Here is a 23,170-nt window from a genome sequence, read left to right as displayed (position 1 = left end):
CGCTTTTCTTGCAACACCGTGCCGCAGAAAACCGAAATTATATCGCACTATCAAAGACGTGCGGATAGTTCACGGGCGACGTTCTCGCCCTGTGCTCGAAACATAATGTATCGTCGGGAACTGCGCTTGGTGGACGCGTCGAATGAGGCTTTTCGGACGAGTCTTCGGAGTAGCTACCCCCAGGCGAGCGCTCTTGAGGCCGTTACCTGCCATCAAGTTCTCGCGACGACGCCCTCGCGATCTTTTGGTCGACCCATGCAGAGAGGTCGGCCCAAAGCTGCTGATCCAGCCCGACGTGGCGCGCAATTTTGATAATCGTCTGATAGGAGACCGGCGTGACAGCGGTTTTGCTACTGTTGTACCTCGGGCCGATCAGACCCAGCTTCGCCTTCCGTGCCGTCGGAAAACTTGGGTGGTCGGCAAAGGCGGCGACGGCGGCGGCCCGAAGTCCACGGTGCTCGCCTATCGCAGCCGCCAGTACGGCATTCCGCATCCATTGATAAGCGTCGCCGGCGAAAGGGCAGGGCGCATAGTCTTCCACCGGGTCCAGCTTGAAAACTTTGGGGATGTAATCCCAGTAGCGGATCCGCTTGCCCGCAAGGGCACAGCGGGAACGCACGCCGCTTTTCGGATTGACCTGGTCGACATAGCTGCCATTGCACTGCGGTTGTCCGGATCGCGACATGGTGGTTTGGCTGCATTTCCCACCCGGCTCGGTAAACTTGCATTCGATTACCAGCGCGGCCTTCGAGCCAACGGCAAGGGCGTCGACCTGCGTGGGCCGGGGTTCCCCCAAGAGCCGATCCTTATCTGTCCACTCGAGCGTTATCGACCAGGGACCGCCGGGTGCCGCACCCACAAGCCGAGCAATGGCGTCGAGGACGCGATCCCGATCGATGCTCATCTTGAGTGTGCCGAACACATCAATGGCGATGGCCTGCGATGAATGGACCTTGTGCGCCTGAATTCTGTTGGCGCGGTCACGATGCCAGGGAAATGCAGCCCAATCGCCGATGGCGGCGTGACTGGCTGGAAACAGGTTCTCCCGGACTGCCGTCAAATCATCTGTCATGGACAGCCAGCCATCCAGATGCGGTCAGGCTATCCGTGGACGTCATCCCCATGGAGGCGAGCCGACGCGTGGTGGCGCTTTGGAGCACGTCAGCGGAGAGCCGGGGGGAGCGGAACCCGATTGTCAGCGCGAGCTGCATTTCGGGAGTTCCGGCTTGTCCACTAACTTGTCGACCAATCGCTTTAGGTCCGACGGAGTGGTCTGCCCGGCCACGACCTCGAAATAGCCGATTCCCGCCCGCCGCAGCGCCTCTTTCTTGACGGCATCGCGGGCGGCCGCGGCGCCCTGATGGTGCGCTCCGCCCTGATACTCGATGGCGTGCCGAGGCTGGCAGTTGCCGTCGACCAGCAGGAGATCGACCCGCTTCGCGTTGATGCAACTGAACGCGTTCGCATCTTTGCTGCGGAGGATTTCGCCCAACGAGACTTGTGCCATCACCTGCCAAGTCGGATTGCAGCTAATCACCAGGCGATCGAGCTCCCTAAATACGCGCGCCTCGCTTTTGTTGAGCAGCGGCTGGATCGTGAAGCTCGAGCCCATGACAATCCGCAGCTGTTCGGCAGCGTCGGGCCGTTTCGGCGAATTGGGAATACTCGTGGGAACCCACGGCCCTGAAGCAATGTTCGTCGGGGGACCTTCCTGCCAGCGTGAGCGGTTTTTTGCCCGCCATGCCTGCCTCCGCACCCGGCTCAATGCTTGCTCAACCGTGATGCCAGCGAAGGCGCCGATGAACAGAACGGCGACGAGCAGGTGAGGCTTTTCGATGAGCGCAATGATCTCGGCCGGGCTTACGCTGAAGCCGCCCGCAGCGCCTACCGCGAGCGCACCGATGACAAGTCCAGGTGCCGCGAACAGAACCGACCTCCTTTGCGAGCGATAGTGCATGCTCCTCTCCGCATTTCGCGCTGAGATGGTAACCGCGCGAGCCTGGCGAGGAAAAGCTACACAAAAGAATTAGTGCCGCGGCTTCATCGCCGCGCAGTCTCACGCCAACCGGCAGAGAATGAACCACACCGGGGACTATGCCGCCTCCCACACCTGGTTCAGAATTTTGGCGGCCAGCGCCGCCTTGTCCTGGGGTAGGAAGCGGCCATAGTGACTGGCGACCATTTCGGCAGTGTCCTGGATGGCATAGCTCGCTTGCTCGTAGGAGCCCGTCTGCTTAAGGATATGGGTGGCGAGCACGTCACGGACATTATGCGGCCCATGCGGTAGCAGGCCCTTGACCGCGCCGCGACCGGTGTACGGATTGTAGATGCCATAGCGCTGGATTGTCAGGCGCCAGGCCTCATAGAAGGTCGTTTGGTTATAGGCGGCGTCCCGGCTGTTAGCCTTCACCGTCTTCACAAATAGAGTGCCGGGGTCGTCGGCGCCGGCCAACAGCACCCCGCGATGCCGCTCGATGTAGGCGTTTAGGTATTTGTAAAGGTCCAAGAGGTCCGGCAGGACCAGGCGGAAGGGTTTTGAGCCGAAGAAGGAGGAGTTGGCGTTCTTGAAGGCGTTCGCCGGCACCAGTACTTCCCAGCCGCGGTCGCGATCGCTCCAGCGGATTTCGCCACGCTTCATATCCTCGAGCCGGCGCTCCGATGTCGGGAAATGCCCGCGCGGGCAGACAAGCAATTGCCGCAGGTTCTTCTGACGAAGACCAAGATGCAGGCCGAGCCGCAACATCAGGAACGAACGGACCGCCTCGGCGGCGGCCCGTGGATAGCGGTGCTCATTCGGCATGCGCTTGAGGATCTCGTCGGTGATCTTGCGATATTCGGCGAGCGGGCTGTCGGCCTCGAGCACGCACATGATCGGCTCGAACGGATCCCGGTGAACCCGCATCACCCGCTGAATTTCCTTCGAGCGATGCGAAGCGTGTTTGAAGCAGGTTTCGCAGGCAGCGTGCCAATCCCGTTCGGCCGCCGCGATTTCCGCCGCGGAGATCAGCCCAGGTATCGGCGTAACGTTTCGGGCGAGCTCCGGGTGTTGCCAAAGCCAGCCCGTTTCGGCGCGCACCAGGTTGAGAAGAACGCTCAGCATGTCCTCTTCCCAGGTGGTGTAGAAGCCGCGTCGACGCTCGCGCCACTGCAGATACCAGTCCCAAACACCGGGAAAAACTAGGAGACCGAAGGTCAGCTGGCTAAGCGGAACGCCAAAGCCTTTGACCGGTCCCTTCGGCGATGCAGCCAAGGCGCCGAACATCAGCCCGAGATGTTCGATCTTCTGCGACGCCGTTTCCTCTCCCCAGACGCCGTTTCGCTGGAACCCCAGTGCCGTCAGCGTCGCCGTCTTGAAGCGGATGAGATTGGCCATTTCCATGGCGAGGCGGGGAGGGGCGTCGACCACGCCTGAAAGAAGGTCGGGATCCTCGATCGCCGTGCGATCGTCGTCCTCCCAATCCAAGGTATCCGCCGACGCTCGTGATGAAGGAGTACCGCCATAGGAAATCGCCGGAAAGCGGATGGCGTAGCGCTGTCTGGTCGCCATTGCCTGGAAGCGGCGGTAGTCGGTCGAACCGGAAATGATCACCCGGCGAACCCATTCCAGGATTTCCTCGCGCTTGGCAAAGGGCAGGCTGTTGAAGTTGTCCGGCAAATGCCAAGCGAGCCGGCGCCGTTCCGAAGGACTGATATCGCTTCCGACCTCGTGGCCCGACGCCGATCGCGCCTGGTGCGGCAGCTTGGCTTTGAAATAGCCGTCGGGCAGCCGGTACCGCCGCTCGATACGGGAGAGGATCTCGAAGCTTTCGATCGACCGCGGCACCTTGGTGCCTTTCGTCCAGCTCAGCAGCGTCTTGTGATCGAAGGCATCCTCTTCGCGGACGACGGCGCGATGCAGATGCCAATAACTGTCGCCGTGCCGGCGCATGTGATAGAGCAGCGCCTGTTGAAATCCTTCCGGCTCATCGGCCCAAGCCGAAAAGCGGCTTCGGAAATTCCTCAATGGGCTTTGGCGGAACGCCTGGTTTCGTTCTTGTCTGGGTTCGTTTGATTGTGGCCGTGGCTGCCGAGGAACTCGGCCTTGTGGCCATTGCTTTTATCGAGCCGGCCGCAGTCTTCGTCTTTCTCTTGGGTCGCTCAACTGTCGGATGGTCATCCTCCTCCGGTCGCTCCCTACCCAACCACCGTAGGATGGCTTCAAGGCCAGAACGAACGGTCTTCTTCAGCTCCGCCGTCATCTCATCTTCGATGCCACAGGCGTCGGCGACCGCCTGCCAATCAATGCGCCCGTTTCGCATGGGCGGCGTCTCTCGATGAATGATCAGGCTGATGAGGTAAGGCCTGATGTTCTCTAGCGCCCGCTTTGTGGCCACCGGGGCGATGCGGACGTTGCAGAACTCGGAGATCTTGCGTTGGAAATGTAGGGACGAAGCAGACTGGTTTCTCATGGTGATAGCAGTTCACGTTATCCTTGGCCGGTTTGGGTGCCGGGCGTGGCCTGCTAAGACGATGTAGTTAACGAATGCTGAATCGCGGTCAGACGATGCACCGTCGCGCCGCCCAATGAGCGCCTGGCCTACAACTCTGTCGAGTAGGCCCGGGAACATGCTATATCGGCATCATGGGATTCGGGATTTTCATTCACCGCTCAGATTCGATCTACGACGACAGCCCTGCGGAACGGTACCAGTTTCCGAGCCAGTATTTGGGCCGTGTCGAAGCCTGCCTTGGCGATTGGATCATCTACTATGAGCCGCGGAAGGTTGCGGCGACGCGCGGCTATTTCGCCATTGCCAAGTTGGGTGAGGTCATTCCGGATCGCAAAGCGCCCGGCATGTATCTCGCATTGATTGAGCCCGGGACCTATCTCGATTTCATCAACCCAGTTTCCTTCAGCAATGCCGAAAGAGTGATCGAACGCGGCCTGCTGAATGACGACGGCCGCATCTCCGGACGGGGCAGTCCGCTGTGAGGCCGATCTCACCGGGTGATTTCAACCGCATTCTCTCGCTGGGATTCGATGAACGGGAGCCGGAATTGCCACGGGTCGGCGAGCCAAGTATCGTCGATCCGACGCCCGGATTTGGCGAGCAACTGCAGTCACCCTTCGTTTTTGGGCAGGAGCGTGATCGTGCCACTCAGTTCACGTTTCGAATTATTCGCAATCGTCTATTCCGCCGCCTTGTCCTCAAAGCCTATGACAAGCGATGTGCGATCACCGGACTGAAGCTGATTAATGGCGGCGGTCGTGCCGAAGTCGATGCTGCGCATATCCGCCCGGTGGAAGCCAACGGTCCTGATATCCTGAGCAATGGCATCGCGCTTTCCGGGACCGCCCATTGGATGTTCGATCGGGGCCTAATCAGCCTTTCCGACGAGCTGGACACCTTGTTTCGCGGCATATCGCGGTGCCATCGAAGGAAGTGTGGATGAGGTCTTTCGAAAAGTCGCTGCGGAACGATCGCGCGTCCCGTTTTGTTGATGAGCGACTGGATGCTAACTGCTTTAAGCAGTGAGCGCGGCGGTAATTCCAGAACGGCAGCATAGGGTCAGCGGTTCGATTCCCTTCAAGGCGAGGGATTTGACCGCTCTTTTGCGCTGGCGCTATTCGAAATCATTGTCCGCGAGGACAGCCTTTTCAAGGCAAGCAACGGCCGAAGAGAGATTCAAATTCACTGCCTGCGCATCAACTTTCTGCGCGCGCTCTTGTCTATTCTATTCAAATTCCGTGAACTCGTTGGGGAGCAAGCATTACAAGATATGTTACGACATGATCAAACCGCCGTCGACGTTCACTGTCTGGCCGGTGATGTAACTTGCGTCCTCTGATGCGAGAAACGCAACCAAGGCGCCGACTTCGGCAGGGGTGCCGGCGCGACCCATTGGGATGCCACGCACCCATTCCGCCATAAGTTCGCCCGGACCATATTCCCCAAGCATTTGTCCCCACACTCGGTCATTATAATCCCACATCTCGGTGTGGATGATGCCGGGGCAGATTGCATTCACGGTAATGCCCTCGCGAGCGAGTTCCTTGGCAAGGCTCTGCGTCAGGCCGACGACCCCGAATTTCGAGGCGGCGTAGTGCGGCGTGTAGATGAAGCCTTGCCGGGCCTGGCCGGAGGCGGTGTTGATCAGGCGGCCTTTCGTCCCGCTGGCGCGGAAGCGGCGGATCGCCTCCTGGCAGCAGAGGAACACACCCTTGGTGTTTACGTCGAGGTTCAGGTCCCATTCGCGTTCGGTCAAGTCCTCGACCTTGGCAATGGTAATGACCCCGGCATTCTGCACGGAAACGGAGATGGCGCCGAGTTTCGACTCGGCCGCCCCATAGGCGTCCTGCACGGCCCTAGCATCGGTCACGTCCAGCACGACGCCGATCACGGCTGCGCCGGTCTCCTCGGCAAGCGCCGCGGCGGCTGCCGGCGTGTCCTTCTCGATTGCGGCGATGGCGACCCTGGCCCCCTCATCGGCAAAGCGCTTAGCGATGCCGCGGCCGATCCCCTTGTTGCCTCCGGTGACGAAAACCGTCTGGCCTGCAAAACGTCTCATGGTCTCTTCTCCATAATGCGCAGCAGGCTGAACGCTGATCTCGGGTAAGATCAGGCCGTGAGCCGAGCCGCAGTGAACTTGTCGGTGACAAGCACATCGATGACGCCCAGTTTCAGGGCACCCGCGATGGCTTGGGTTTTCGATTCGCCGCCTGCGAGCGCCATGACGCGGCCGGTTTTCCTGAGGTCTTCCAGCGAAATGCCGATGACCCGGTCGTTGAGCGGTGTTTCGACTGGCTTTCCGTCCCTGTCGTAGAACCGGTAGGAGATCTCGCCGACGGCGCCGGCCTCGTGGAGCATCGCCATTTCCTGGCGGGAGAAGGTATTGCCGGAGCGGGCGAGGAGTTCGGACGGCTCCACCGCACCGATGCCGACGATCGCCAGGCTGAGGCGGCCGAAGAGGTCCATCGTCTCGCGCACGACCGGGTCGGCCAGCATGACCAGCTTTGCCTCGCGCGAGGAGGTGATGCCCTGCACGAGAAGCAGCCGCGGCTCGCCGCCGGTGAGCCGTGCGAGACGCGCCGTCAACTGCGTGGCGTGGGTCTGCACCGATGCATCCCCCATGCCGCCGAGGATCTGGACGATGTATTTGGCCTTGGCGTTCTTGAGCGGGTGGATGTTGTCCACCATGCGCAGGATCGTTTGGCTCCAGCTCGAGACGCCAATGATCTCGTCCTGCTGCAGGGTAACTTCGAAGAAATGGGCGGCCGCCTCGCCGATCCGCGCCATGATTGCGCCGTCGCGGTCCTCGGAACAGTCGATGACGATCGCCTCTGTGAGGCCGTAGCGGTCGCGCAGCGCGGTTTCCAGGTCGGCGAAGGTGCCCGGCGGCGGAATGACCGTAGTCCTGACGATGTCTTCCTGCTCGGCCCGCTTCAGCATGCGCGACACGGTTGCCTGCGACATGCGCATGACTTCGGCGATCTCTGCCTGCCGCTTGCCTTCGACATGGTACATCTGAGCGACTCGGGCGATCAGTCGCAGCTCGTTGAGCCGTCCCATGGAATCCTCCAGGTGTGAATTTTTATTCACTCATAGTGGAAGGGCCCGGAACGGTCGAGCGGTAGATTGCATCCTGCCAAACCTGGAGGCGATCTATCGCGTCGGAAACCCGCGGCGCGATCGGATTGCAGGCACGCGGCAGGGCTGAGATGGCGGCAAGATCAGCCCAGATGCCCAGCGAAAGCCCCGCTAGATAGGCCGCGCCAAGGGCGGAGGCCTCCGGCGCGTCGCACTGCGTGACAGCATGGTTCAGGGTGTCGGCCACGCATTGCATCAGGAACGTGTTCTTGCTCGGCCCGCCATCCGCATAGAGGCGGCCGAGCGGCGTCGGCGATTGCGCCGACATGACCTTGAAGACGTCGTGGACTTGGAAGGCCATTGAATCGGTCACCGCGCGGGCCATCTGGGCGCGCGTGGTGTTGAAGGTGATGCCGCAAAACAGCGCCCGCGCATCGTACTGCCAATAGGGCGCGCCGAGACCCACGAAAGCCGGCACGAAGCCGGGCCCACCGGGCTCGGCGGTTGCGGCAAGATCGACCAATGCCTGCACGTCGGGAAGGCCGAGCATTTCGACCATCCAGGGCAGCGCCGCGGCCGAGACGAGGATATTGCCCTCGAAGGCATAGGTAGGCTGGCCGTCGATCGACCAGGCGATCGTCGTCGTGATGCCCTGCTGCGGTGCGATGAAGCGGGGCAGCGTTGTCATGATCGACGAGCCGGTTCCGAAGGTCACCTTGCCGTCGCCCGGATTGAAGGCGCCGTGTCCGAACAGTGCGGCATGGCTGTCGCCGATCGCCGCAGAGATCGGAATGCCGTCTCTGAGACCCCGCATGTTCCTGGTCACGCCGAAGCGCGAAGCGCTGTCGCGCACCTCGGGCAAGACGGCCTTCGGCACGCCGAACAGCGCGCAGAGCTCGTCACTCCAGGCCTGCTGGTTGAGGTCGAAAAGCTGGCTGCGGGCGGCATTCGAAGCGTCGCAGGCATGGACCGCGCCATCCGTGAAGCAATGGATCAGCCAGGCGTCAATCGTACCGAGCCGCACTTCGTGTCCCGCAGGCACGCGGTCCAGCAGCCACCTCATCTTCGGACCGGGGAACATCGGGTCGATGGGCAGGCCGGTGAGCGCCTGGACGCGTGGCGCCTGGCCGGCTGCGACCAGTTCGGCGCACGCCGGTGCGCTGCGGCGGCATTGCCAGCTCACCACCGGCCCGAGCGGCTCGCCCGTTGCGGCATCCCAGATGGTGACGGACTCGCGCTGATTGGAAATCGCGATTCCCAGCACGTCGACGGAAGGGCCGGCCTGCAGGCAGGCGGCGATCGCTTCCCTAACCGATTCCCAGATGCGTGAGGGGCTCTGTTCCACCCAGCCGGGCTGCGGGTGCTCGATGCCGACTGGAGACGAACCGCGCGACAGGATTTCCCCGGTCGTGGACACGAGCACGGCTTTGGAGTTCGTTGTGCCCTGGTCGATGGCGAGGATGGCGGTCGTCATGGCGGCTCCGGAAGGAATTGGGGGCGCGGCGACAGGGAGGGTTTGCCGCGCCCGGCACGGATTCTAAACGCGCAATATCAGGCGCGCGAAGACTTCCGTGCAATCAAAGCAACGGCCGCCTCGGCGATGGCAGCGGGCGACATGCCGAATTCGTCGAGCAGGAACTCGGCGGAGCCGGTCGGGGCGAAGATGCCCGGAACACCGAGGATCTTCATTGGCACGGGGGCTTCGGCCACCACGAATTCGGCGATGGCCGAACCGAGACCGCCGAAGGTCGAATGTTCTTCCGCCGTCAGGATGGCGCCGGTCTTAAGGGCGGCGGCCACCACGGCCTCGACGTCGATCGGGCGGACCGTCGCCATGTTCAGCACGCGCGCCTCGATTCCTTGCTCGGAGAGGAGGTCGGCCGCCTTCAGCATGCGGTGGGTCAGCGTGCCGTTGGCGATGAGGGTGATGGCGTCGCCGTCACGAAGCAGGTTCGCCTTTCCGAGTTCAAACCTGTGCCCGGCCGGCAAGAGGTCCGGAACCCCGACGCGCGACAGGCGGAGAAACACCGGTCCCTCGTAGCGCGCCGCCCATTCGACGGCCGCGGCCGTTTCGATCGAGTCGCAGGGCGCGATCACCGGCAGGTTCGGCAGCACGCGGGTCCAGGCGAAGTCCTCGATGGAATGGTGCGTCGGCCCGAGCTCGCCATAGGCCATGCCGGAGGAAATGCCGACGAGTTTCACATTGGCGTTGGAGTAGGCGATATCGGCCTTGATCTGCTCCAGCGACCGGCCGGTCAGGAAGCAGGAGGCGCCGCAGACGAAGGGCAGGAGCCCGCCATTGGCCAGGCCGGCGCCGACCCCCACCATGTTCTGTTCGGCGATGCCGACATTGACGAGCCGTTCCGGCCACCTGGACTTGAACCCGCCGAGCTTGGACGAACCGACCGAGTCGTTGCAGACCGCCACGACCTTGGGATTGTCGGCGCCGAGACGTTCCAGCACGGCAACGAAGGCGTCGCGGCAGTCGTGCAGCTTGGGGGACGCAATCACGTCTTTCATCACAGGGCCTCCGAAAGCTCGGTGAGCGCAATCTGATATTGTTCGGCATTCGGCACCTTGTGGTGCCAGTCGACCTTGTCCTGCATGAAGGAAATGCCGTGGCCCTTGTTGGTATGGGCGACGATTGCGTGCGGGCGGGCGCCGCGGCGCTCCAGTGCCGGAACGATCTGGTCCATGTCGTTGCCGTTGATCTCGGTCGCATCCCAGCCGAAGGCTTCGAGCTTGGCGCGGAAGGGGGCGAGATCGTTGGTGTCCTTCAGCGCGGCGCCCTGCTGGAAGCGGTTGTGGTCGATGATCAGCGTCAGATTGTCGAGACCGAACTGCGCCGCGGCGGCGATCGCCTCCCAGTTCGATCCCTCCTGCATCTCGCCGTCACCGGTAAGCACATAGGTGCGGTACCCGGCGCCGGTCAGCTTGGCGGCCTTCGCCATGCCGACGGCGACCGGCAGGCCGTGGCCGAGCGGCCCGGTGTTGGTCTCGACGCCTGGAACCTTGGTGCAGTTCGGATGCCCGTTCAGCCGCGAATGCGGCTTCAGGAAGGTGCCGATCTCCTCCTCGGGCAGGAAGCCGCGCTTGGCGAGCGTCACATAGAGCGCCAGCGCCACATGGCCTTTCGAGAGCACAAAACGGTCGCGGTCCGGATGCTTCGGCTGATCGGGCCAGATGCGCAGCACGCGGAAATAGAGCGCCGTCAGAATGTCGATGGCGGACATTTCCCCGCCGATGTGCCCGGCGCCGGCTTCGAAAACCGCCTGTAGATCGCGAAGTCGGATCTGTCGAGCGATGCGGTCGAGATCGTTCGGCTGCATGAATTCCTCGTGGTGAATAAATATACAATTATTTATATAATTGCACGACACGGCGGCGTGTCAAGCCAACGGAGTGCGAAAAGCACCCGCAGTTCGATGTTGACACAGCGCGGATCGATCATGTACGAATTTACACACAGTTGTGAATATTTATGCCCCGCCGCGAATGGGTGGCCGAGGGAGCGAGAGGAGGGCGACATGCTTGCGACAGCGACGGAGCGGCAAGGATTCGCGGGCGGGATGCGTGCTTCGATGCGAGGGGCCACCGGTCCGCTGATCGGCCTCATCGTCCTGTGCCTGTTCCTCACCTTCGCGAGCGACAAGTTCCTTTCGATCAGGAACTTCCTGAACGTGCTCGATCAGATCACGGTGCTGGGCATCATGGCCGTCGGCATGACGATGGTCATCCTGATCGGCGGCATCGACCTTGCCGTCGGTTCGGTCATGGCACTTGCGATGATGGTGCTTGGCTATCTGAACGTCGTTGCCGGCGTGCCGATGTGGATCGCCATTCCGCTCGCTTTGCTCGTCGCTTCGCTGAACGGCCTGATCGCCGGGCTTCTCATCACCCGCTTCAACGTCCCGGCCTTCATCGCGACGCTTGCCATGATGTCGATCGCCCGTGGCCTCGCCAACATGATCACCGACGGCCAGCAGATCATCGGCTTTCCCGCCTGGTTCAATACCATGGCCATCGTCCGCTTCGGCGGCTTCCTGACGCTGACCGTCGCGGTCATGCTCGGGGTCTTCATCGCCGGGCTGCTCTACCAACGCTATCGCCACGGCGGGCGCGTCCTCTACGCTATCGGCGGCAATGCCGAAGTGGCGCGGCTTGCCGGGATCAACGTTCAGCGGGCAACCGTGCTAGTCTACGTCGTGTGCAGCTTCCTGGCGGGGCTGTCAGGCATGGTTCTGGCGGCGCGCCTGGACTCGGTTCAGCCCTCATCCGGCGTCTCTTACGAACTCGACGCCATCGCGGCGGTCGTCATCGGCGGCACGTCGCTCTCCGGCGGGACGGGCGGCATCGGCGGCACGATCATCGGCGTGCTGATCATCGGCATCCTGCGAAACGGCCTCAACCTCTTGAGCGTATCCCCGTTCATGCAGCAGGTGATCATCGGCGGCGTCATTGTGCTGGCCGTCACCGCCGAGACGTATCGCAAACGGAAATAGCGTCTGTTCGCCCCGTTGCCGAAGGCGACGGCGAGGCAGCGAAAACGGTCCGCAATGGTGCGGGCCGGCAAAAGGGAGGGTGGAGCCTGCAAGCCAGGAAATCCGCCAAACAAGTCGGAGGAGAAACTATGAAATTGACCAACCTGCTGCTGGCGGCAACCACCGCTGCGGTCCTGATGTCCCCCCTCGGTGCATCGGCCGCTGAGGTCAAGAAGATCGGCCTCGCCGTTCCGAACCTTCAGGCGGACTTCTTCAACCAGATCAAGCTCGGCGTCGAGAAATACGCGAAGGAAAAGGGCATCGAAGTCGTCGTCGTCGACGCGAAGAACGACACGGCCACCCAGGTCAACCAGGTGCAGGACCTGATGACGCAGGACATCAACGCGTTCATCTACATACCGGCGGGTGCCGCCGCGGCCGCCGTGCCGACGCGCCTTGCCCGTGAAGCCGGCATTCCGGTGATCAATGTCGACCGTGTTCCGGAAGGCGCGCCGGGCGATACTTTCATTGCCGGCGAAAGCGTCGAATCCGCCTATGCCGTCTGCAAGCACATCATCGAAAAGGCCGGCGGCTCGGGCAAGATGGCGATCATCCACGGCCAGAAGGGCACGACGCCGGAAGTCGATCGCTTCACCGGCTGCAAGCGCGCCATCGACGAGGCCCCGGGCGTGGAACTCGTCGCCCAGCAGTGGAGCAACATGTGGTCGGCGGACGAGGGCTTCTCGATCGCCCAGAACATGCTGCAGGCAAACCCGGACCTCAAGATCATCTTCGGCCAGGCGGACGGCCTGGCGATGGGTGCGGCGAAGGCCGTGGACGTTGCCAATCTCTCCGACAAGGTGATCATCGGCGGCTATGACGGCGACGTTTCGGCGCTCGAATATCTTGCCAAGTGCAAGGGGCCGTTCATCGCCACGGCGACGCAGAGCACCCAGAAGATGGGTGTCCTTGCGGTCGAATCGGCGCTTGCCGTTGCCGCCGGCCAGAAGGTCGAAGAGCGTCAGACGCCGAATGCCGTGCTGACGACCTGCGAAAATGCGCCGGAGTTCGTCAAGAGCCATCCGTAATCCGTCTCGATGCCCGAAAGCAGCGCCATGACCATCCAGTCTCCCATTCTTTCGCTCCGTGAGATCCAGAAGTCCTACGGTCCGATAAGGGTGCTGCACGGTGTCGACCTTGACATCTATCCGGGTGAGGTCGTGGCGCTGCTTGGCGAAAACGGTGCCGGAAAATCGACCCTGTCGAACATCATTTCCGGCACCGTGCAGCCATCCGCCGGTGAAATGACCTGGCTCGGAGCAGCCTATGCGCCCGCCAATCCCCGTGCCGCGATGGACGAGGGGGTCGGCATGATCCATCAGGAGCTGAAACTGCTCCCCAAGCTCTCGATCGCCGAGAATGTTTTCGTCGGCCGCTATCCTATGAGGGCGGGCCGGGTCGACCGCAGGGCGATGGAGGAGCGGGCGCGCAGCGGCCTCAAGCGGCTGGGCCTCGACATCTCGCCGGACCGCCTCGTCGAGGGACTCTCGACCGGCAAGCAGCAGCTCATCGAAATCGCCAAGGCGCTGACGCTCAACGCCCGCCTGCTGATTCTGGACGAGCCGACTGCCGCGCTCGGCGGCGAGGAAACCCAGCGCCTGTTCCAGCAGATCGAACGGCTAAAGGCGGATGGGGTGGGCATCATCTATATCTCGCACCGTCTCGAAGAAATTCGCCAGATCGCCGACCGCGTCGTCGTCATGCGCGACGGCGCCAAGGTCAAGGAATTCGACAGCGGCGACGTGCCGATCCGCACCATCGTCGAGGCCATGGTTGGGCGCTCCCTCGAGCGCATGTTCCCGACCTTGCCGACGCCTCGGGAAGAGGTGACGCTTGAAGTGCGCGATCTCACCTCGCCGACGAATGCATTCCGCAATATCAGCTTTTCGGTTCGCAGGGGCGAAGTCTTCGGCATCGCCGGCCTCATGGGAGCCGGCCGCACGGAGCTGGTACGCGCCGTTACCGGAGCCGATCCGATTTCGGCTGGCGAGGTTCTTCTCAATGGCAAGGCGGTCACGCCCCGCTCGCCAATCGACGCGATTCGCAACGGGATGGTTCTTGTGCCGGAGGACCGCAAGCTCCAGGGCGTCGTGCTTGATCATTCGATCGCGGAGAACATCGGCTATGCCAATCTCGCCGAAATCGCCCGTAACGGCTGGGTGTCGTCTCGCCGTCTGCAACAGTTCGCCGACGAGTGCATCAGAAAGTTCGGCGTGAAGGGCCGCGGCCACCAGAACGCCGGCGAGCTTTCCGGCGGCAACCAGCAGAAGTTGGTGCTCGCCAAGTGGCTGGCGCGCAAGCCTCAGCTTGTCGTCCTCGACGAACCGACGCGCGGCATCGACGTCGGCGCCCGCTCGTCGATTTACGACCTTATAATGGATCTCGCTCGTAACGGTGTGGCGGTGATCGTGGTCAGTTCCGATCTCGAAGAGGTACTCGGCGTCTCCAACCGGATCATGGTCATGGCCCAGGGCAGACAGGCCGGCATTCTTGATCGGGAGGACGCAAACGATGTCTCGGTCATGGAACTGGCGACGATTTGAACAAGGAAGAATTTGATGCCTGAAATCACCCTCAATGCGCCGAAATTGTTCGATCTCTCCGGGAACGTCGCCTTCGTGACGGGGGCGGGCAGCGGCATAGGGCAACGTATCGCCATGGGGTTGGCGCAGTGCGGCGCGGACGTTGCGCTGCTCGATCGCCGCACCGATGATGGACTGGCGAAGACGGCGGAATTCATCGCCGGCACGGGGCGCGGTAGCATCCAGATCGCCGCCGACGTGACCAATGGCGCAGCGCTCAACGAGGCGGTCGCCCGCACGGAAGCCGAACTCGGCCCGCTTGCCCTTGCCGTCAATGCGGCCGGCATCGCCAATGCCAATCCGGCCGAGGAGATGGAGGAAAGCCAATTCCAGACGATGATGGACATCAACCTGAAAGGCGTTTTCCTGTCCTGCCAGGCGGAAGCCCGGGCAATGCTGAAGAACGGCCGCGGATCGATCGTCAACATCGCCTCGATGTCCGGCGTCATCGTCAACCGCGGCCTCAGCCAATGCCACTACAACGCCTCGAAGGCCGGCGTCATCCATATGACGAAGTCGATGGCGATGGAATGGGTGGGCCGCGGCATCCGCGTCAACACAATCAGCCCCGGCTACACCGCGACGCCGATGAACACCCGCCCGGAAATGGTGCACCAGACCAAGCTGTTCGAAGAGCAGACCCCGATGCAGCGCATGGCGACGGTGGACGAGATGGTCGGGCCCGCCGTATTCCTTCTTTCGGATGCGGCAACTTTCGTTACCGGCGTCGACCTCCTGGTCGATGGCGGCTTCTGCTGCTGGTAAAATCGCGAGGCCAGCCGCGAACTGGCCTCTTGCTTTTTGCCGCAGGAACTCCTTATTTACGTTTGTTCTCAGGGCGGGGTGAAAATCCCCACCGGCGGTATCCGGAGCGATCCGGGAGCCCGCGAGCGCTTCCACCGATGTGGAAGGTCAGCAGACCCGGTGAGAGGCCGGGGCCGACGGTTATAGTCCGGATGGAAGAGGACAATGTCTGCAATACCGCTCTTTTCGAGCGGCGCGGACTTGTTCGCCCAAGGGATGAATAGCGGTCGAAACGCCGCGGTTTAACGCCAATGCTGGCTACCCTTGAAAGGCAATGGAATGGCAGTCTCGAAAATTGAAGACGCGATCGCGGCGCTGGCACGCGGCGGCATGGTGGTGGTTATTGACGACGAGGGCCGGGAGAATGAAGGCGACATCATCGTCGCCTCGGACGCGGTAACGCCCGAAACGATCGCTTTCATGATGAAACACGCCCGCGGGCTGATCTGCGTTGCGATGGAAGGGGAGCGTCTCGATGCGCTCGATATCCCACTCATGGTTCCGCAGAACACCGAGCTTCATAAGACGGCATTCACGGTCTCCGTTGATTACCTGCCCCGAACCACGACTGGGATTTCCGCAGCCGACCGGGCTGCCACGGTCAACGCGCTGATGGATCCCGAGGCGCGTCCGGCGGACTTCGCCCGGCCGGGGCATATCTTCCCGTTACGGGCGCATCCCAAGGGCGTGCGGGGCCGCCCAGGTCACACGGAGGCCGCGGTGGACCTTGCACGCCTCGCGGGCAAGTCCCCATCGGGCGTCATCTGCGAAGTTGCCAACGACGATGGGACGATGGCTCGGCTTCCCGAACTCCTGGCTTTCGCTGAAATGCATGGCCTCCCGCTCATCACAATCAAAGACTTAATCGCCTTTGTCGAGACAGAGCTGACGGCCGGCGAAGCTCGGGCCGCGTAGTCCGTCTAAAAGGTTGCGCGGGGTGTTGACTGGCGCAACCTACCTTCCGCCTGAGCGACATCAGTTGTCCACGACCTAGCGCCGAGGCGCCTATGCTCTTACTCTGTGCTTCCAACGTCGCACAATGTATCGACCGGAACTTTGCGCCCTGTTGGCTCCACCGTTCAAGCTGCCGGAGCAACGGCCACGGCCATTCAGTGCTTAGTTCCGCGCAGGAGCAGGGGTGTGCAGCGACGCCCCAACCTTTTCTGCCGCTGCCCGCAAACGCTTGTCTCTGGTCCACAAAACCACTCGCTGATCGAGGAGAACCGAAGCCAGCAAATGGGCATCGGTGTAGCCAATGCCCATGCTAAAAATAGCGTGGCGATCTATCATCATCATGACTTCATCGTGCGTTGCGACGAGCGCTTCGCGCTGAGCCGTCAGGAATGCTATCACGCTGGTACGATCCCTAAGGCTGCCAAGTGCGAGCTCTCCGATCACGGCCGGATGGCAGAGGAGACGATCTTCCTCAATAATCTTACGCAGCTCGGCATCGGTATGCCGGAAATGATCAATCCAGATTGAAGTGTCGGCAAGGATCACTTGGCAGCTGGGCTCCGGCGGCGTGGAGCGGCCTCCGCATCCGGCATCGTTCCTCCGAGCGCGATGAGGCGTTTTCCTGACTCCACACGAACAAGCGTCTCTAATGCCTGGCGGACCAGAGCGGCGGTTTCCTTCGTGCCGGTTAGGGACTTAGCCCTTTCCATGAGAGTGTCGTCGAGGTTGATAGTCGATCGCATCGTTTGGTTTCCCACTTTGGTGTTGTAGATAGCACCATTTGTGAAGAAATCTACGCCTGGGATTGACCGTCGTGGTATTATAATCCGGAAAGCAGACATACCGCGGGCGGGCACCCCAAGCGATCGCGGCTTGGCCACCGACATGCAACCAAATCGGCCGCGCAACCTAAGACTGGTTAGGGCCGAGGGTTCTATTGCGCTCAAGGCGAAGGATGCACATCGACTTCCAGGGCGGTGGTCGCATCTGCCCGCAGCCGATCGTCCGCGATGGGGGTGGAAAGCGGAGCTTGGACAGCAACCCCTTGGGTGGCGGCAATCCATGCGAGAAGCCGACATCTCGACACTTACGGCTCACAAGAGCTCGAGGGGAAGCAACACTGGCCCTCTCGACTACAGCGGCTTTTCCGTCAGCAATTTGCCGCTCAACAAATCCCGAGCCTCGCTCGCACCCTCGCTCTTCAAAATCGCAGGACCGGCGGCCAGCGGTTCGTTGGCGCGCCTGCCGAACTGCTCGATGTCCTCGATCAGCATTTTCATTTCGGCAATTTCCTTCACCTGATCACGAGTAATCCTATCTGCCAAATAGCGCACACGCGGGTCACGAATGTCAGCCTGGCGCGCGTTGTTGATGGCTATGGAGTGATGCGGAATCATCGCTTTCATGAAGTCGACATCGCCGATTAGCGCTTGACTGCGGTTCACACTCAGCAGCGCCCCGCCAGCAGGCGTTTTCAGCGCCGTCCAAATCGGGAGCGGCCAGGCTCTATAAAGAGCATCCGGCGAGCGCTGGTTGGCTGCCGGGGCACGGCTACTCGGCGCGAGTGGCCAGCGCGCATGTCACCCTGGCGTTCGGGCACCCGGTATCTAAGCTTCTGTCTTCTTAAGTGCGAAATTCACGGAGGCAATGGGACGCCGTCATGGTATGGTTTGGCGTCGCATGAACCACGGAGGGGTGAATGCGTATTGTTATTTCAGTCCTCGCTGTCGAGACATTGCTCCTCTCGTCAGCGACCGCAACCGAACCGGTGATCTTCCATACGGCACGCTTTCAGGATCACACCATCGTCAATCTCAGTCTTGTAGAGAGCCAGGCGGCGGCGAGCACCGACTATGACTATGACGTTCTCATCTCTCTGTCACAAACGAGTGACGACATAGGGGCCGGTTACAACGATCCCGGCAAACACGAGGCATCTGTCCGATGCGGCCCGCCGCCGGCGGTTTCGGTAAGTGGCGTCGATTACCCGATACCTACAGCGGAAGTTGGGGGGAGCGACTGGAAAGACGATCTCTGGAGAATCGTCTGCACGCCGCCCGTATCGTAATGCTCCCGCTGCAGCACGCCGCGAGCGAAATCCAAGACATCGATTGGGAGCTGTCGCCCGACGAATGAAAGAAACAGGACGCGGGCGGCTACGTCCGCGTCCTGTGTCGGAAATTATTTGACCTCAATGACTGTCAGCTTGCCGTTGATCCGCTCGGCGACGAACTCGACGTTCGCGCCTTGCTTCAGCTTCTCCAGGATCGCGTCGTCCTGGACGCGGAACACCATCGTCATAGCCGGCATTTCGAGGTTCTTCAGTTCCTCGTGAATCAGCGTGACCTTCTTCGCCTTGGCGTCGACCTTCTTGACAGTGCCCTTGGTGAACTCGGCGGCGAGAGCGCCATAGGTGGTACCCAGAGCAAGCGCCGAGGCGAGGGTGAGCTTGACGAGCGTTTTCATGTTGTCTCCTTTCCCGTGATTACTTGTTGGCAACGGTGACGTCGCCGTGCATGCCCGCGTCGTAGTGGCCAGGTACCAGGCAGGCGATCTTGAACGCGCCGTCATTGGTGAACTTCCAGATGATCTCGCCGGACTCTCCGGCGGCGAGGCGGATAGCGTTCGGATCGTCGTGTTCCATCTCCGGGAACTTCTCCATCACCGCCTTGTGCTCCATGATCTTGTCTTCCTGATCGAGCACGAACTCGTGGTCGAGTTCGCCCGCGTTCTTGATTGCGAAGCGGACCGTCTGGCCCTTGCGGACCTTGAACGTCGACGGCGTGAAGATCATCTTGCCGTCGTCCGTCTCCTTCATCGTGACCTGGATCGTCTGGGTGGCGTTGGCTTGCTTGCCAGGCTCGCCAACGGCCAGGGCTTCGCCGTGGCCGCCTGCGTGGTTACCACCCGCAAGCGACGGGGTGGCGAGCGCGGCGACGAGAAGTCCGAAGATTTGAGCTTTCATTGTGTGTTCCTTTGGTTGGTTGAACATCGACATGCGGGATCAGCCGTTGTTCTTATGTTTCGGCATGATCTGGGTTTTGGCGTCCTTGGCTTTGTGCGCGTCGGGAAGCTCGCCCGTCCACTCCCAGGCCTCAGTGCCGGGTGGGTTTTCGTACCAGCCGGGATCGGCGTAATCGCCCGCCGAGATGCCTTCGCGCACCTTGACCACCGAGAACATGCCGCCCATCTCGATCGGGCCATGCGGTCCCCAGCCGGTCATCATCGGGATGGTGTTCTCGGGGATCTCCATCTCCATCTCGCCCATGTCGGCCATGCCCTTTGTGCCCATCGGCATGTATTCCGGGCGAAGCTTTTTGATCTTCTCGGCAACCTTCGATTTGTCGACGCCGATGAAGGTCGGGATGTCGTGCCCCATGGCATTCATCGTGTGGTGCGACTTGTGGCAATGAATGGCCCAGTCGCCGACATACTTGGCGTCGAACTCGTAGGCCCGCATCGCGCCGACCGGAATATCGATGCTGACCTCCGGCCAACGGGCCTCCGGGCGGACCCAGCCGCCGTCAGTGCAGGTGACCTCGAAATCGTAGCCGTGCATGTGGATCGGGTGGTTGGTCATGGTGAGGTTGCCGACTCGAACCCGCACCCGGTCGTTCTTGGAGACGACAAGCGGGCTGATGTCCGGGAAGATGCGGCTGTTCCAGCACCACATGTTGAAGTCTGTCATTTCCATGATCCGCGGCACATAGGAGCCCGGGTCGATGTCGTAGGCGTTGAGCAGGAAGACGAAGTCCCGGTCGACCGGCATGAACTTTGGGTCCTTCGGATGGACGACGAAGAAGCCCATCATCCCCATCGCCATCTGCACCATTTCGTCGGAATGCGGGTGGTACATGAAGGTGCCCGACTTCACGAGGTCGAACTCGTAGACGAAGGTCTTGCCGACCGGGATGTGCGGCTGCGTCAGGCCGCCGACGCCATCCATGCCGGACGGCAGGATCATGCCGTGCCAATGAATGGTCGTGTGCTCCGGCAGCTTGTTGGTGACGAAGATGCGCACCCGATCGCCCTCGACCGCCTCGATCGTCGGACCCGGTGACTGTCCGTTATAGCCCCAGAGGTAGGCGGTCATGCCCTCCGCCATTTCGCGCTCCACCGGCTCAGCAACGAGGTGGAACTCCTTGACGCCGTTGTTCATCCGATAGGGCAAGGTCCAGCCGTTGAGCGTTACGACCGGATTGTAGTCGGTGCCCGAGATGGGCTTTAGCGGCGGCTGCGTCTCCGCCGTCTCCATGATGGCGGCTTCGGGCAGCCCCATGTTGGAGGTCTTCGCCCAGGCGGCGCTCGACACCAGCGCGGCACTCGCGCCGAGTAACTGTCTTCTGTTGAACATGGTCTATTCCTTTCTCAGTGGCCGCCACCGCCACTTTCGGCGGCAGACGCAACTTCAGTTCCGCCGGCGACCGCACCCGCGCCGCCGCCGTAGACGGCGGGAGCGAGATTGGCCTCGGCCAGCCAGAAGTCGCGCTTGGCGTTGACGGCAAGCAGGTTCGCATTGACCTTCTCGCGGCTGTCGGCGAGCAGTTCGAAGGTGTTCGTGATCATCGCGTTGTAAGTTAGGAGGGACTCCTCCTCGATCTTGGTCCGCAGTGGCACGACGCTGTTACGGTAGTGCCGGGCGATGTCGTAGTTGGCGCGGTAGGCCTGATAGGCGGAACGCGCTTCGGAGCGGACGTTGACAGCCATTTCCGCAAGCAGGTTCGCTGCCCGCATATAGGCGAGCTCGGCCTTGCGCATGCGCGCCTTGCCGCTGTCGAAGATCGGGATGACGAACTCCAGCTCGGCCTGTCCGGTGGTCTCGGTCTCCACCTCGCCTTCCTCCTTCTCCCGTTCCGTCTCGAAACCGGCGAGAAGCTCCAGGTCTGTGACGTAGCGTTTTGCTTCGGTCAGCTTGTAGGACTTGGCGGTCGCTTCCAGGTCGAGCTTCGCCACCTGCAGGTCGACGCGGCGCTGCAACGCCTCCGCCTCGATCAGGTGACGCTTCATCAGACCCTTCGGCAAGGAGGGCAAGCGGTTCGGAACCTGGTAGTCGATGCCAGAGCCCCAGAGCCCCATCAGCCGCGTCAGCTCTTCCTTGGCGAGCCGCGCCTCCAGGCGCGCCTTTGCCGACTGCCCCGCCAATTCGGCATAGAACACATGCTCGCGGGCTTGGCCTTCTTTCGTAAGCGCGCCGCTCTTGCCGAGCTCCTGTGCAAGTTCCGAGGCCGCGTCGGCTGCTGCCTGCGCCTGGTTGAGCTGACCTACGGTCTCCCAGGCGGCGACGGCATTGATCCAGGCGCGACGCGTGTCGGCGGCAAGCTGCAGGGTCCGCAGTGCCGCGTTCAACTGAGCCTGCCGGAAGCGGGTGTCAGCAATTGCGATATCCCGCTCGCGCGTGGCGAGCGCCAGGATGTTGTTGGCGATCATGCCTTCGACGGTCTTGAACGCTTCGAGCCCCGGCGTGCCGATGCCCGTAAGCCCGACAGCGACGGTCGGATTGACGAGCATGGTGGACTGCCAGGCGTCGGCTGCGGAATCGCCGAGGTCGGCGTAGGCCGCCTGCAGACCCTTGTTGTTCAGGAGCGCCACCTGCACGGCGGTCTCGACGTCGATGGTCTTCTTCGCCATCAGCGTCTTCACGCGGTCTGAGACGACACGTGCCTGCTGCTGGTTCTGTATCCAGACCGTCTGCTTGCCCGCGGCTTCGGCGGTCTTGGTCTCGACCGAGAAGAAGCCAGCGTTCTTCGCTGCATATTCGCTGGCGGACACGCAGCCGCCGAGCACCAGCGGCAGGGCGAGAGTCGCTGCAAGTCTGATATTGCTGTTCATCATGACGCGTCTCCTTCCGGAGCCTGCGCGTCATTCTGGTTGCGCCACGGCTGGGGATCGACCGGAACGCGGTGGGTGTAGCCGGAGACCGGGCTCGTATATCTGAGGGGGCGGACCTGAGCCTGGGAGGCGGCGAGGTCGCCCGAAGCAATGACATCGGGGGGCAATGTGGCGGCGCACCCGCTTGCGAAAAGCGGCAGGGCGGCCACGAAGAACAATGGTTTCATGGTTTTATCCGAATAGGAAATTGCAGTGGGGGCTCGAGAGCAAATCGCTCACGAACACTCCTTGGACCCGTGAGAAGAACGGGTGAGGACCTATTCAGATGTTCGGCGGTCGGTGCAGAGGCGGAAGCTCGCCCGTGGTCCGGGCGTCGTCGACGAACTCGCGGATGGAGGCGATGCGAAGTCCACCGACCGGATGGGATTCAGCGACAATCGCCATGCTGACGCAGAAGCCCTTGCAGCACTCGGTTTTCGCGAGCTTCTGCGCATCGTCTGGAGAGGATTTCTGGTCGCCGTGTGTATGTCCGCCGCTCGCCATCTCAAGATGATGGTTGTCGGACTGCGCGATTTCAGGATTGGACCAAGCGCCATGCATTGCGGCAGAAGCCGTCGGCAATGAGTAAACCGTCAGCGACATGACAATCGCCAAGCGGAGCAGAACCAACATTTTTTGCAATGTGATTCGGAACATACCCATGCCCGAGGACTACCATCGGTCCCAAAGTTGTCAATTGTCGGCTCGTATCAACACACGATTCGCGTCGATAGTGTGGCGGTGGCAAACCGGCCCGCATCCACATTCGAGTTCTAGGTCGTGTGGACAATTATCTGATCCACAAGACGATGGCTGCGATAGTGACGACGGCGAGGTAGTTTCTAGCAGTTTT

Annotated in this window: 22 protein-coding genes, 3 pseudogenes and 1 riboswitch; of the genes and pseudogenes, 7 read left to right on the top strand and 18 right to left on the bottom strand. The window is 61.8% G+C overall.

Annotated elements, in window-relative coordinates:
- Positions 1-202: 202 nt before the first annotated feature.
- The 3 genes and pseudogenes from ATB98_RS01345 to ATB98_RS29355 all read right to left on the bottom strand — a co-directional run bounded on the left by ATB98_RS01345 (position 203) and on the right by ATB98_RS29355 (position 4,448).
- On the bottom strand, positions 203-1,072 hold the full coding sequence (locus ATB98_RS01345; RefSeq protein WP_066868151.1) for a PGN_0703 family putative restriction endonuclease: 870 nt from the start codon (positions 1,070-1,072) through the stop codon (positions 203-205).
- A gap of 123 nt (positions 1,073-1,195) precedes the next feature.
- Positions 1,196-1,957, bottom strand: a complete 762-nt coding sequence (locus ATB98_RS29360) for a DUF2726 domain-containing protein (protein WP_066868149.1) — start codon at positions 1,955-1,957, stop codon at positions 1,196-1,198.
- A 135-nt stretch (positions 1,958-2,092) separates the two neighbouring features.
- Positions 2,093-4,448 (bottom strand): annotated as a pseudogene (locus ATB98_RS29355) (hypothetical protein).
- 173 nt (positions 4,449-4,621) lie between these two features.
- On the opposite strand from ATB98_RS29355, the pseudogene ATB98_RS01325 reads away from it, so the two are divergent.
- Positions 4,622-5,391, top strand: a pseudogene (locus ATB98_RS01325) (HNH endonuclease); the annotation flags it as partial.
- A gap of 11 nt (positions 5,392-5,402) precedes the next feature.
- Here the strand turns inward: ATB98_RS01325 and ATB98_RS29845 are convergent.
- The 6 genes and pseudogenes from ATB98_RS29845 to ATB98_RS01300 form a co-directional block, all read right to left on the bottom strand.
- Positions 5,403-5,498, bottom strand: a pseudogene (locus ATB98_RS29845) (HNH endonuclease); the annotation flags it as partial.
- Positions 5,499-5,763: 265 nt separating this feature from the next.
- Positions 5,764-6,549, bottom strand: coding sequence for an SDR family oxidoreductase (locus ATB98_RS01320; RefSeq protein WP_066868143.1), 786 nt, complete (start codon positions 6,547-6,549; stop codon positions 5,764-5,766).
- Between the two features lie 50 nt (positions 6,550-6,599).
- Positions 6,600-7,550, bottom strand: a complete 951-nt coding sequence (locus ATB98_RS01315) for a sugar-binding transcriptional regulator (protein WP_066868142.1) — start codon at positions 7,548-7,550, stop codon at positions 6,600-6,602.
- 22 nt (positions 7,551-7,572) lie between these two features.
- Positions 7,573-9,042: an FGGY family carbohydrate kinase gene (locus ATB98_RS01310; protein ID WP_066868140.1), complete on the bottom strand. Its 1,470-nt coding sequence runs from the start codon at positions 9,040-9,042 to the stop codon at positions 7,573-7,575.
- A gap of 77 nt (positions 9,043-9,119) precedes the next feature.
- Entirely contained in the window at positions 9,120-10,088 is a 969-nt protein-coding gene (locus ATB98_RS01305) for a transketolase family protein (protein ID WP_066868138.1), read from the bottom strand.
- Complete coding sequence (locus ATB98_RS01300) at positions 10,088-10,897, bottom strand: transketolase (RefSeq protein ID WP_066868136.1); 810 nt, start codon at positions 10,895-10,897, stop codon at positions 10,088-10,090. The genes ATB98_RS01305 and ATB98_RS01300 overlap by 1 nt, the downstream gene beginning before the upstream one ends.
- Positions 10,898-11,095: 198 nt before the next feature.
- Between ATB98_RS01300 and ATB98_RS01295 the strand changes: the two genes are divergently transcribed.
- The 5 genes from ATB98_RS01295 (at position 11,096) to ribB (ending at position 16,410) form a co-directional block, all read left to right on the top strand.
- The gene (locus ATB98_RS01295; protein ID WP_066868133.1) at positions 11,096-12,070 is read left to right on the top strand and encodes an ABC transporter permease; all 975 of its coding nucleotides are present in this window, start codon (positions 11,096-11,098) and stop codon (positions 12,068-12,070) included.
- Between the two features lie 128 nt (positions 12,071-12,198).
- Positions 12,199-13,137, top strand: a complete 939-nt coding sequence (locus ATB98_RS01290; RefSeq protein WP_066868131.1) for a substrate-binding domain-containing protein — start codon at positions 12,199-12,201, stop codon at positions 13,135-13,137.
- Positions 13,138-13,164: 27 nt separating this feature from the next.
- Positions 13,165-14,652 carry a sugar ABC transporter ATP-binding protein gene (locus ATB98_RS01285; protein WP_084435189.1) on the top strand — a complete coding sequence of 496 codons (1,488 nt, stop codon included), beginning with the start codon at positions 13,165-13,167 and terminating at the stop codon, positions 14,650-14,652.
- Between the two features lie 15 nt (positions 14,653-14,667).
- Entirely contained in the window at positions 14,668-15,456 is a 789-nt protein-coding gene (locus tag ATB98_RS01280; RefSeq protein ID WP_066868127.1) for an SDR family oxidoreductase, read from the top strand.
- Positions 15,457-15,516: 60 nt separating this feature from the next.
- A riboswitch (FMN riboswitch) is annotated at positions 15,517-15,663 on the top strand.
- A gap of 111 nt (positions 15,664-15,774) precedes the next feature.
- Positions 15,775-16,410 (top strand): 3,4-dihydroxy-2-butanone-4-phosphate synthase, encoded by a 636-nt coding sequence (ribB, locus tag ATB98_RS01275; RefSeq protein ID WP_066868123.1) that lies wholly within the window; start codon positions 15,775-15,777, stop codon positions 16,408-16,410.
- A 201-nt stretch (positions 16,411-16,611) separates the two neighbouring features.
- Here ribB and ATB98_RS01270 read toward each other — a convergent pair whose 3' ends face one another.
- The 3 genes from ATB98_RS01270 to ATB98_RS01260 all read right to left on the bottom strand — a co-directional run bounded on the left by ATB98_RS01270 (position 16,612) and on the right by ATB98_RS01260 (position 17,855).
- Positions 16,612-16,995 (bottom strand): type II toxin-antitoxin system VapC family toxin, encoded by a 384-nt coding sequence (locus tag ATB98_RS01270; protein ID WP_066868115.1) that lies wholly within the window; start codon positions 16,993-16,995, stop codon positions 16,612-16,614.
- Positions 16,992-17,192, bottom strand: coding sequence for a type II toxin-antitoxin system VapB family antitoxin (locus ATB98_RS01265; protein ID WP_066868109.1), 201 nt, complete (start codon positions 17,190-17,192; stop codon positions 16,992-16,994). The genes ATB98_RS01270 and ATB98_RS01265 overlap by 4 nt, the downstream gene beginning before the upstream one ends.
- A gap of 390 nt (positions 17,193-17,582) precedes the next feature.
- Positions 17,583-17,855, bottom strand: coding sequence for a DUF305 domain-containing protein (locus ATB98_RS01260; RefSeq protein WP_327197624.1), 273 nt, complete (start codon positions 17,853-17,855; stop codon positions 17,583-17,585).
- Positions 17,856-18,148: 293 nt separating this feature from the next.
- Between ATB98_RS01260 and ATB98_RS01255 the strand changes: the two genes are divergently transcribed.
- Entirely contained in the window at positions 18,149-18,517 is a 369-nt protein-coding gene (locus ATB98_RS01255) for a hypothetical protein (protein WP_066868106.1), read from the top strand.
- Between the two features lie 113 nt (positions 18,518-18,630).
- On the opposite strand, the gene ATB98_RS01250 is transcribed toward ATB98_RS01255, so the two are convergent.
- The 6 genes from ATB98_RS01250 to ATB98_RS01225 all read right to left on the bottom strand — a co-directional run bounded on the left by ATB98_RS01250 (position 18,631) and on the right by ATB98_RS01225 (position 22,980).
- Entirely contained in the window at positions 18,631-18,915 is a 285-nt protein-coding gene (locus ATB98_RS01250; protein WP_066868102.1) for a copper-binding protein, read from the bottom strand.
- A 19-nt stretch (positions 18,916-18,934) separates the two neighbouring features.
- A complete protein-coding gene (locus ATB98_RS01245; protein WP_066868100.1) occupies positions 18,935-19,414 on the bottom strand; it encodes a cupredoxin domain-containing protein in 480 nt (159 codons plus the stop codon).
- A 39-nt stretch (positions 19,415-19,453) separates the two neighbouring features.
- On the bottom strand, positions 19,454-20,803 hold the full coding sequence (locus ATB98_RS01240) for a multicopper oxidase family protein (RefSeq protein WP_066868097.1): 1,350 nt from the start codon (positions 20,801-20,803) through the stop codon (positions 19,454-19,456).
- Between the two features lie 14 nt (positions 20,804-20,817).
- Positions 20,818-22,281 carry a TolC family protein gene (locus tag ATB98_RS01235; protein WP_066868094.1) on the bottom strand — a complete coding sequence of 488 codons (1,464 nt, stop codon included), beginning with the start codon at positions 22,279-22,281 and terminating at the stop codon, positions 20,818-20,820.
- Entirely contained in the window at positions 22,278-22,505 is a 228-nt protein-coding gene (locus tag ATB98_RS01230; RefSeq protein ID WP_066868091.1) for a hypothetical protein, read from the bottom strand. Before ATB98_RS01230 ends, ATB98_RS01235 begins: the two co-directional genes overlap by 4 nt.
- A 94-nt stretch (positions 22,506-22,599) precedes the next feature.
- Positions 22,600-22,980 carry a hypothetical protein gene (locus tag ATB98_RS01225; RefSeq protein ID WP_066868088.1) on the bottom strand — a complete coding sequence of 127 codons (381 nt, stop codon included), beginning with the start codon at positions 22,978-22,980 and terminating at the stop codon, positions 22,600-22,602.
- Between the last annotated feature and the right edge of the window lie 190 nt (positions 22,981-23,170).

It is taken from the genome of Sinorhizobium saheli (assembly GCF_001651875.1).
Taxonomy (GTDB): Bacteria; Pseudomonadota; Alphaproteobacteria; order Rhizobiales; family Rhizobiaceae; genus Sinorhizobium; species Sinorhizobium saheli.
The sequence above is the reverse complement of the archived record's forward strand: the minus strand, read 5'-3'. Positions and strand labels throughout refer to the sequence as shown.

Coding starts and splice junctions, on each gene's coding strand:
- ATB98_RS01305 (WP_066868138.1), bottom strand. CDS start 10,088: ATGAAAGACGTGATTGCGTCCCCCAAGCTGCACGACTGCCGCGACGCC.
- ATB98_RS01245 (WP_066868100.1), bottom strand. CDS start 19,414: ATGAAAGCTCAAATCTTCGGACTTCTCGTCGCCGCGCTCGCCACCCCG.
- ATB98_RS01250 (WP_066868102.1), bottom strand. CDS start 18,915: ATGAAAACGCTCGTCAAGCTCACCCTCGCCTCGGCGCTTGCTCTGGGT.
- ATB98_RS01240 (WP_066868097.1), bottom strand. CDS start 20,803: ATGTTCAACAGAAGACAGTTACTCGGCGCGAGTGCCGCGCTGGTGTCG.
- ATB98_RS01265 (WP_066868109.1), bottom strand. CDS start 17,192: ATGCGATCGACTATCAACCTCGACGACACTCTCATGGAAAGGGCTAAG.
- ATB98_RS01260 (WP_327197624.1), bottom strand. CDS start 17,855: ATGAAAGCGATGATTCCGCATCACTCCATAGCCATCAACAACGCGCGC.
- ATB98_RS01255 (WP_066868106.1), top strand. CDS start 18,149: ATGCGTATTGTTATTTCAGTCCTCGCTGTCGAGACATTGCTCCTCTCG.
- ATB98_RS01300 (WP_066868136.1), bottom strand. CDS start 10,897: ATGCAGCCGAACGATCTCGACCGCATCGCTCGACAGATCCGACTTCGC.
- ATB98_RS01280 (WP_066868127.1), top strand. CDS start 14,668: ATGCCTGAAATCACCCTCAATGCGCCGAAATTGTTCGATCTCTCCGGG.
- ATB98_RS01290 (WP_066868131.1), top strand. CDS start 12,199: ATGAAATTGACCAACCTGCTGCTGGCGGCAACCACCGCTGCGGTCCTG.
- ATB98_RS01225 (WP_066868088.1), bottom strand. CDS start 22,980: ATGGGTATGTTCCGAATCACATTGCAAAAAATGTTGGTTCTGCTCCGC.
- ATB98_RS01310 (WP_066868140.1), bottom strand. CDS start 9,042: ATGACGACCGCCATCCTCGCCATCGACCAGGGCACAACGAACTCCAAA.
- ribB (WP_066868123.1), top strand. CDS start 15,775: ATGGCAGTCTCGAAAATTGAAGACGCGATCGCGGCGCTGGCACGCGGC.
- ATB98_RS01345 (WP_066868151.1), bottom strand. CDS start 1,072: ATGACAGATGATTTGACGGCAGTCCGGGAGAACCTGTTTCCAGCCAGT.
- ATB98_RS01285 (WP_084435189.1), top strand. CDS start 13,165: ATGACCATCCAGTCTCCCATTCTTTCGCTCCGTGAGATCCAGAAGTCC.
- ATB98_RS01315 (WP_066868142.1), bottom strand. CDS start 7,550: ATGGGACGGCTCAACGAGCTGCGACTGATCGCCCGAGTCGCTCAGATG.
- ATB98_RS01235 (WP_066868094.1), bottom strand. CDS start 22,281: ATGATGAACAGCAATATCAGACTTGCAGCGACTCTCGCCCTGCCGCTG.
- ATB98_RS01230 (WP_066868091.1), bottom strand. CDS start 22,505: ATGAAACCATTGTTCTTCGTGGCCGCCCTGCCGCTTTTCGCAAGCGGG.
- ATB98_RS01295 (WP_066868133.1), top strand. CDS start 11,096: ATGCTTGCGACAGCGACGGAGCGGCAAGGATTCGCGGGCGGGATGCGT.
- ATB98_RS01320 (WP_066868143.1), bottom strand. CDS start 6,549: ATGAGACGTTTTGCAGGCCAGACGGTTTTCGTCACCGGAGGCAACAAG.
- ATB98_RS29360 (WP_066868149.1), bottom strand. CDS start 1,957: ATGCACTATCGCTCGCAAAGGAGGTCGGTTCTGTTCGCGGCACCTGGA.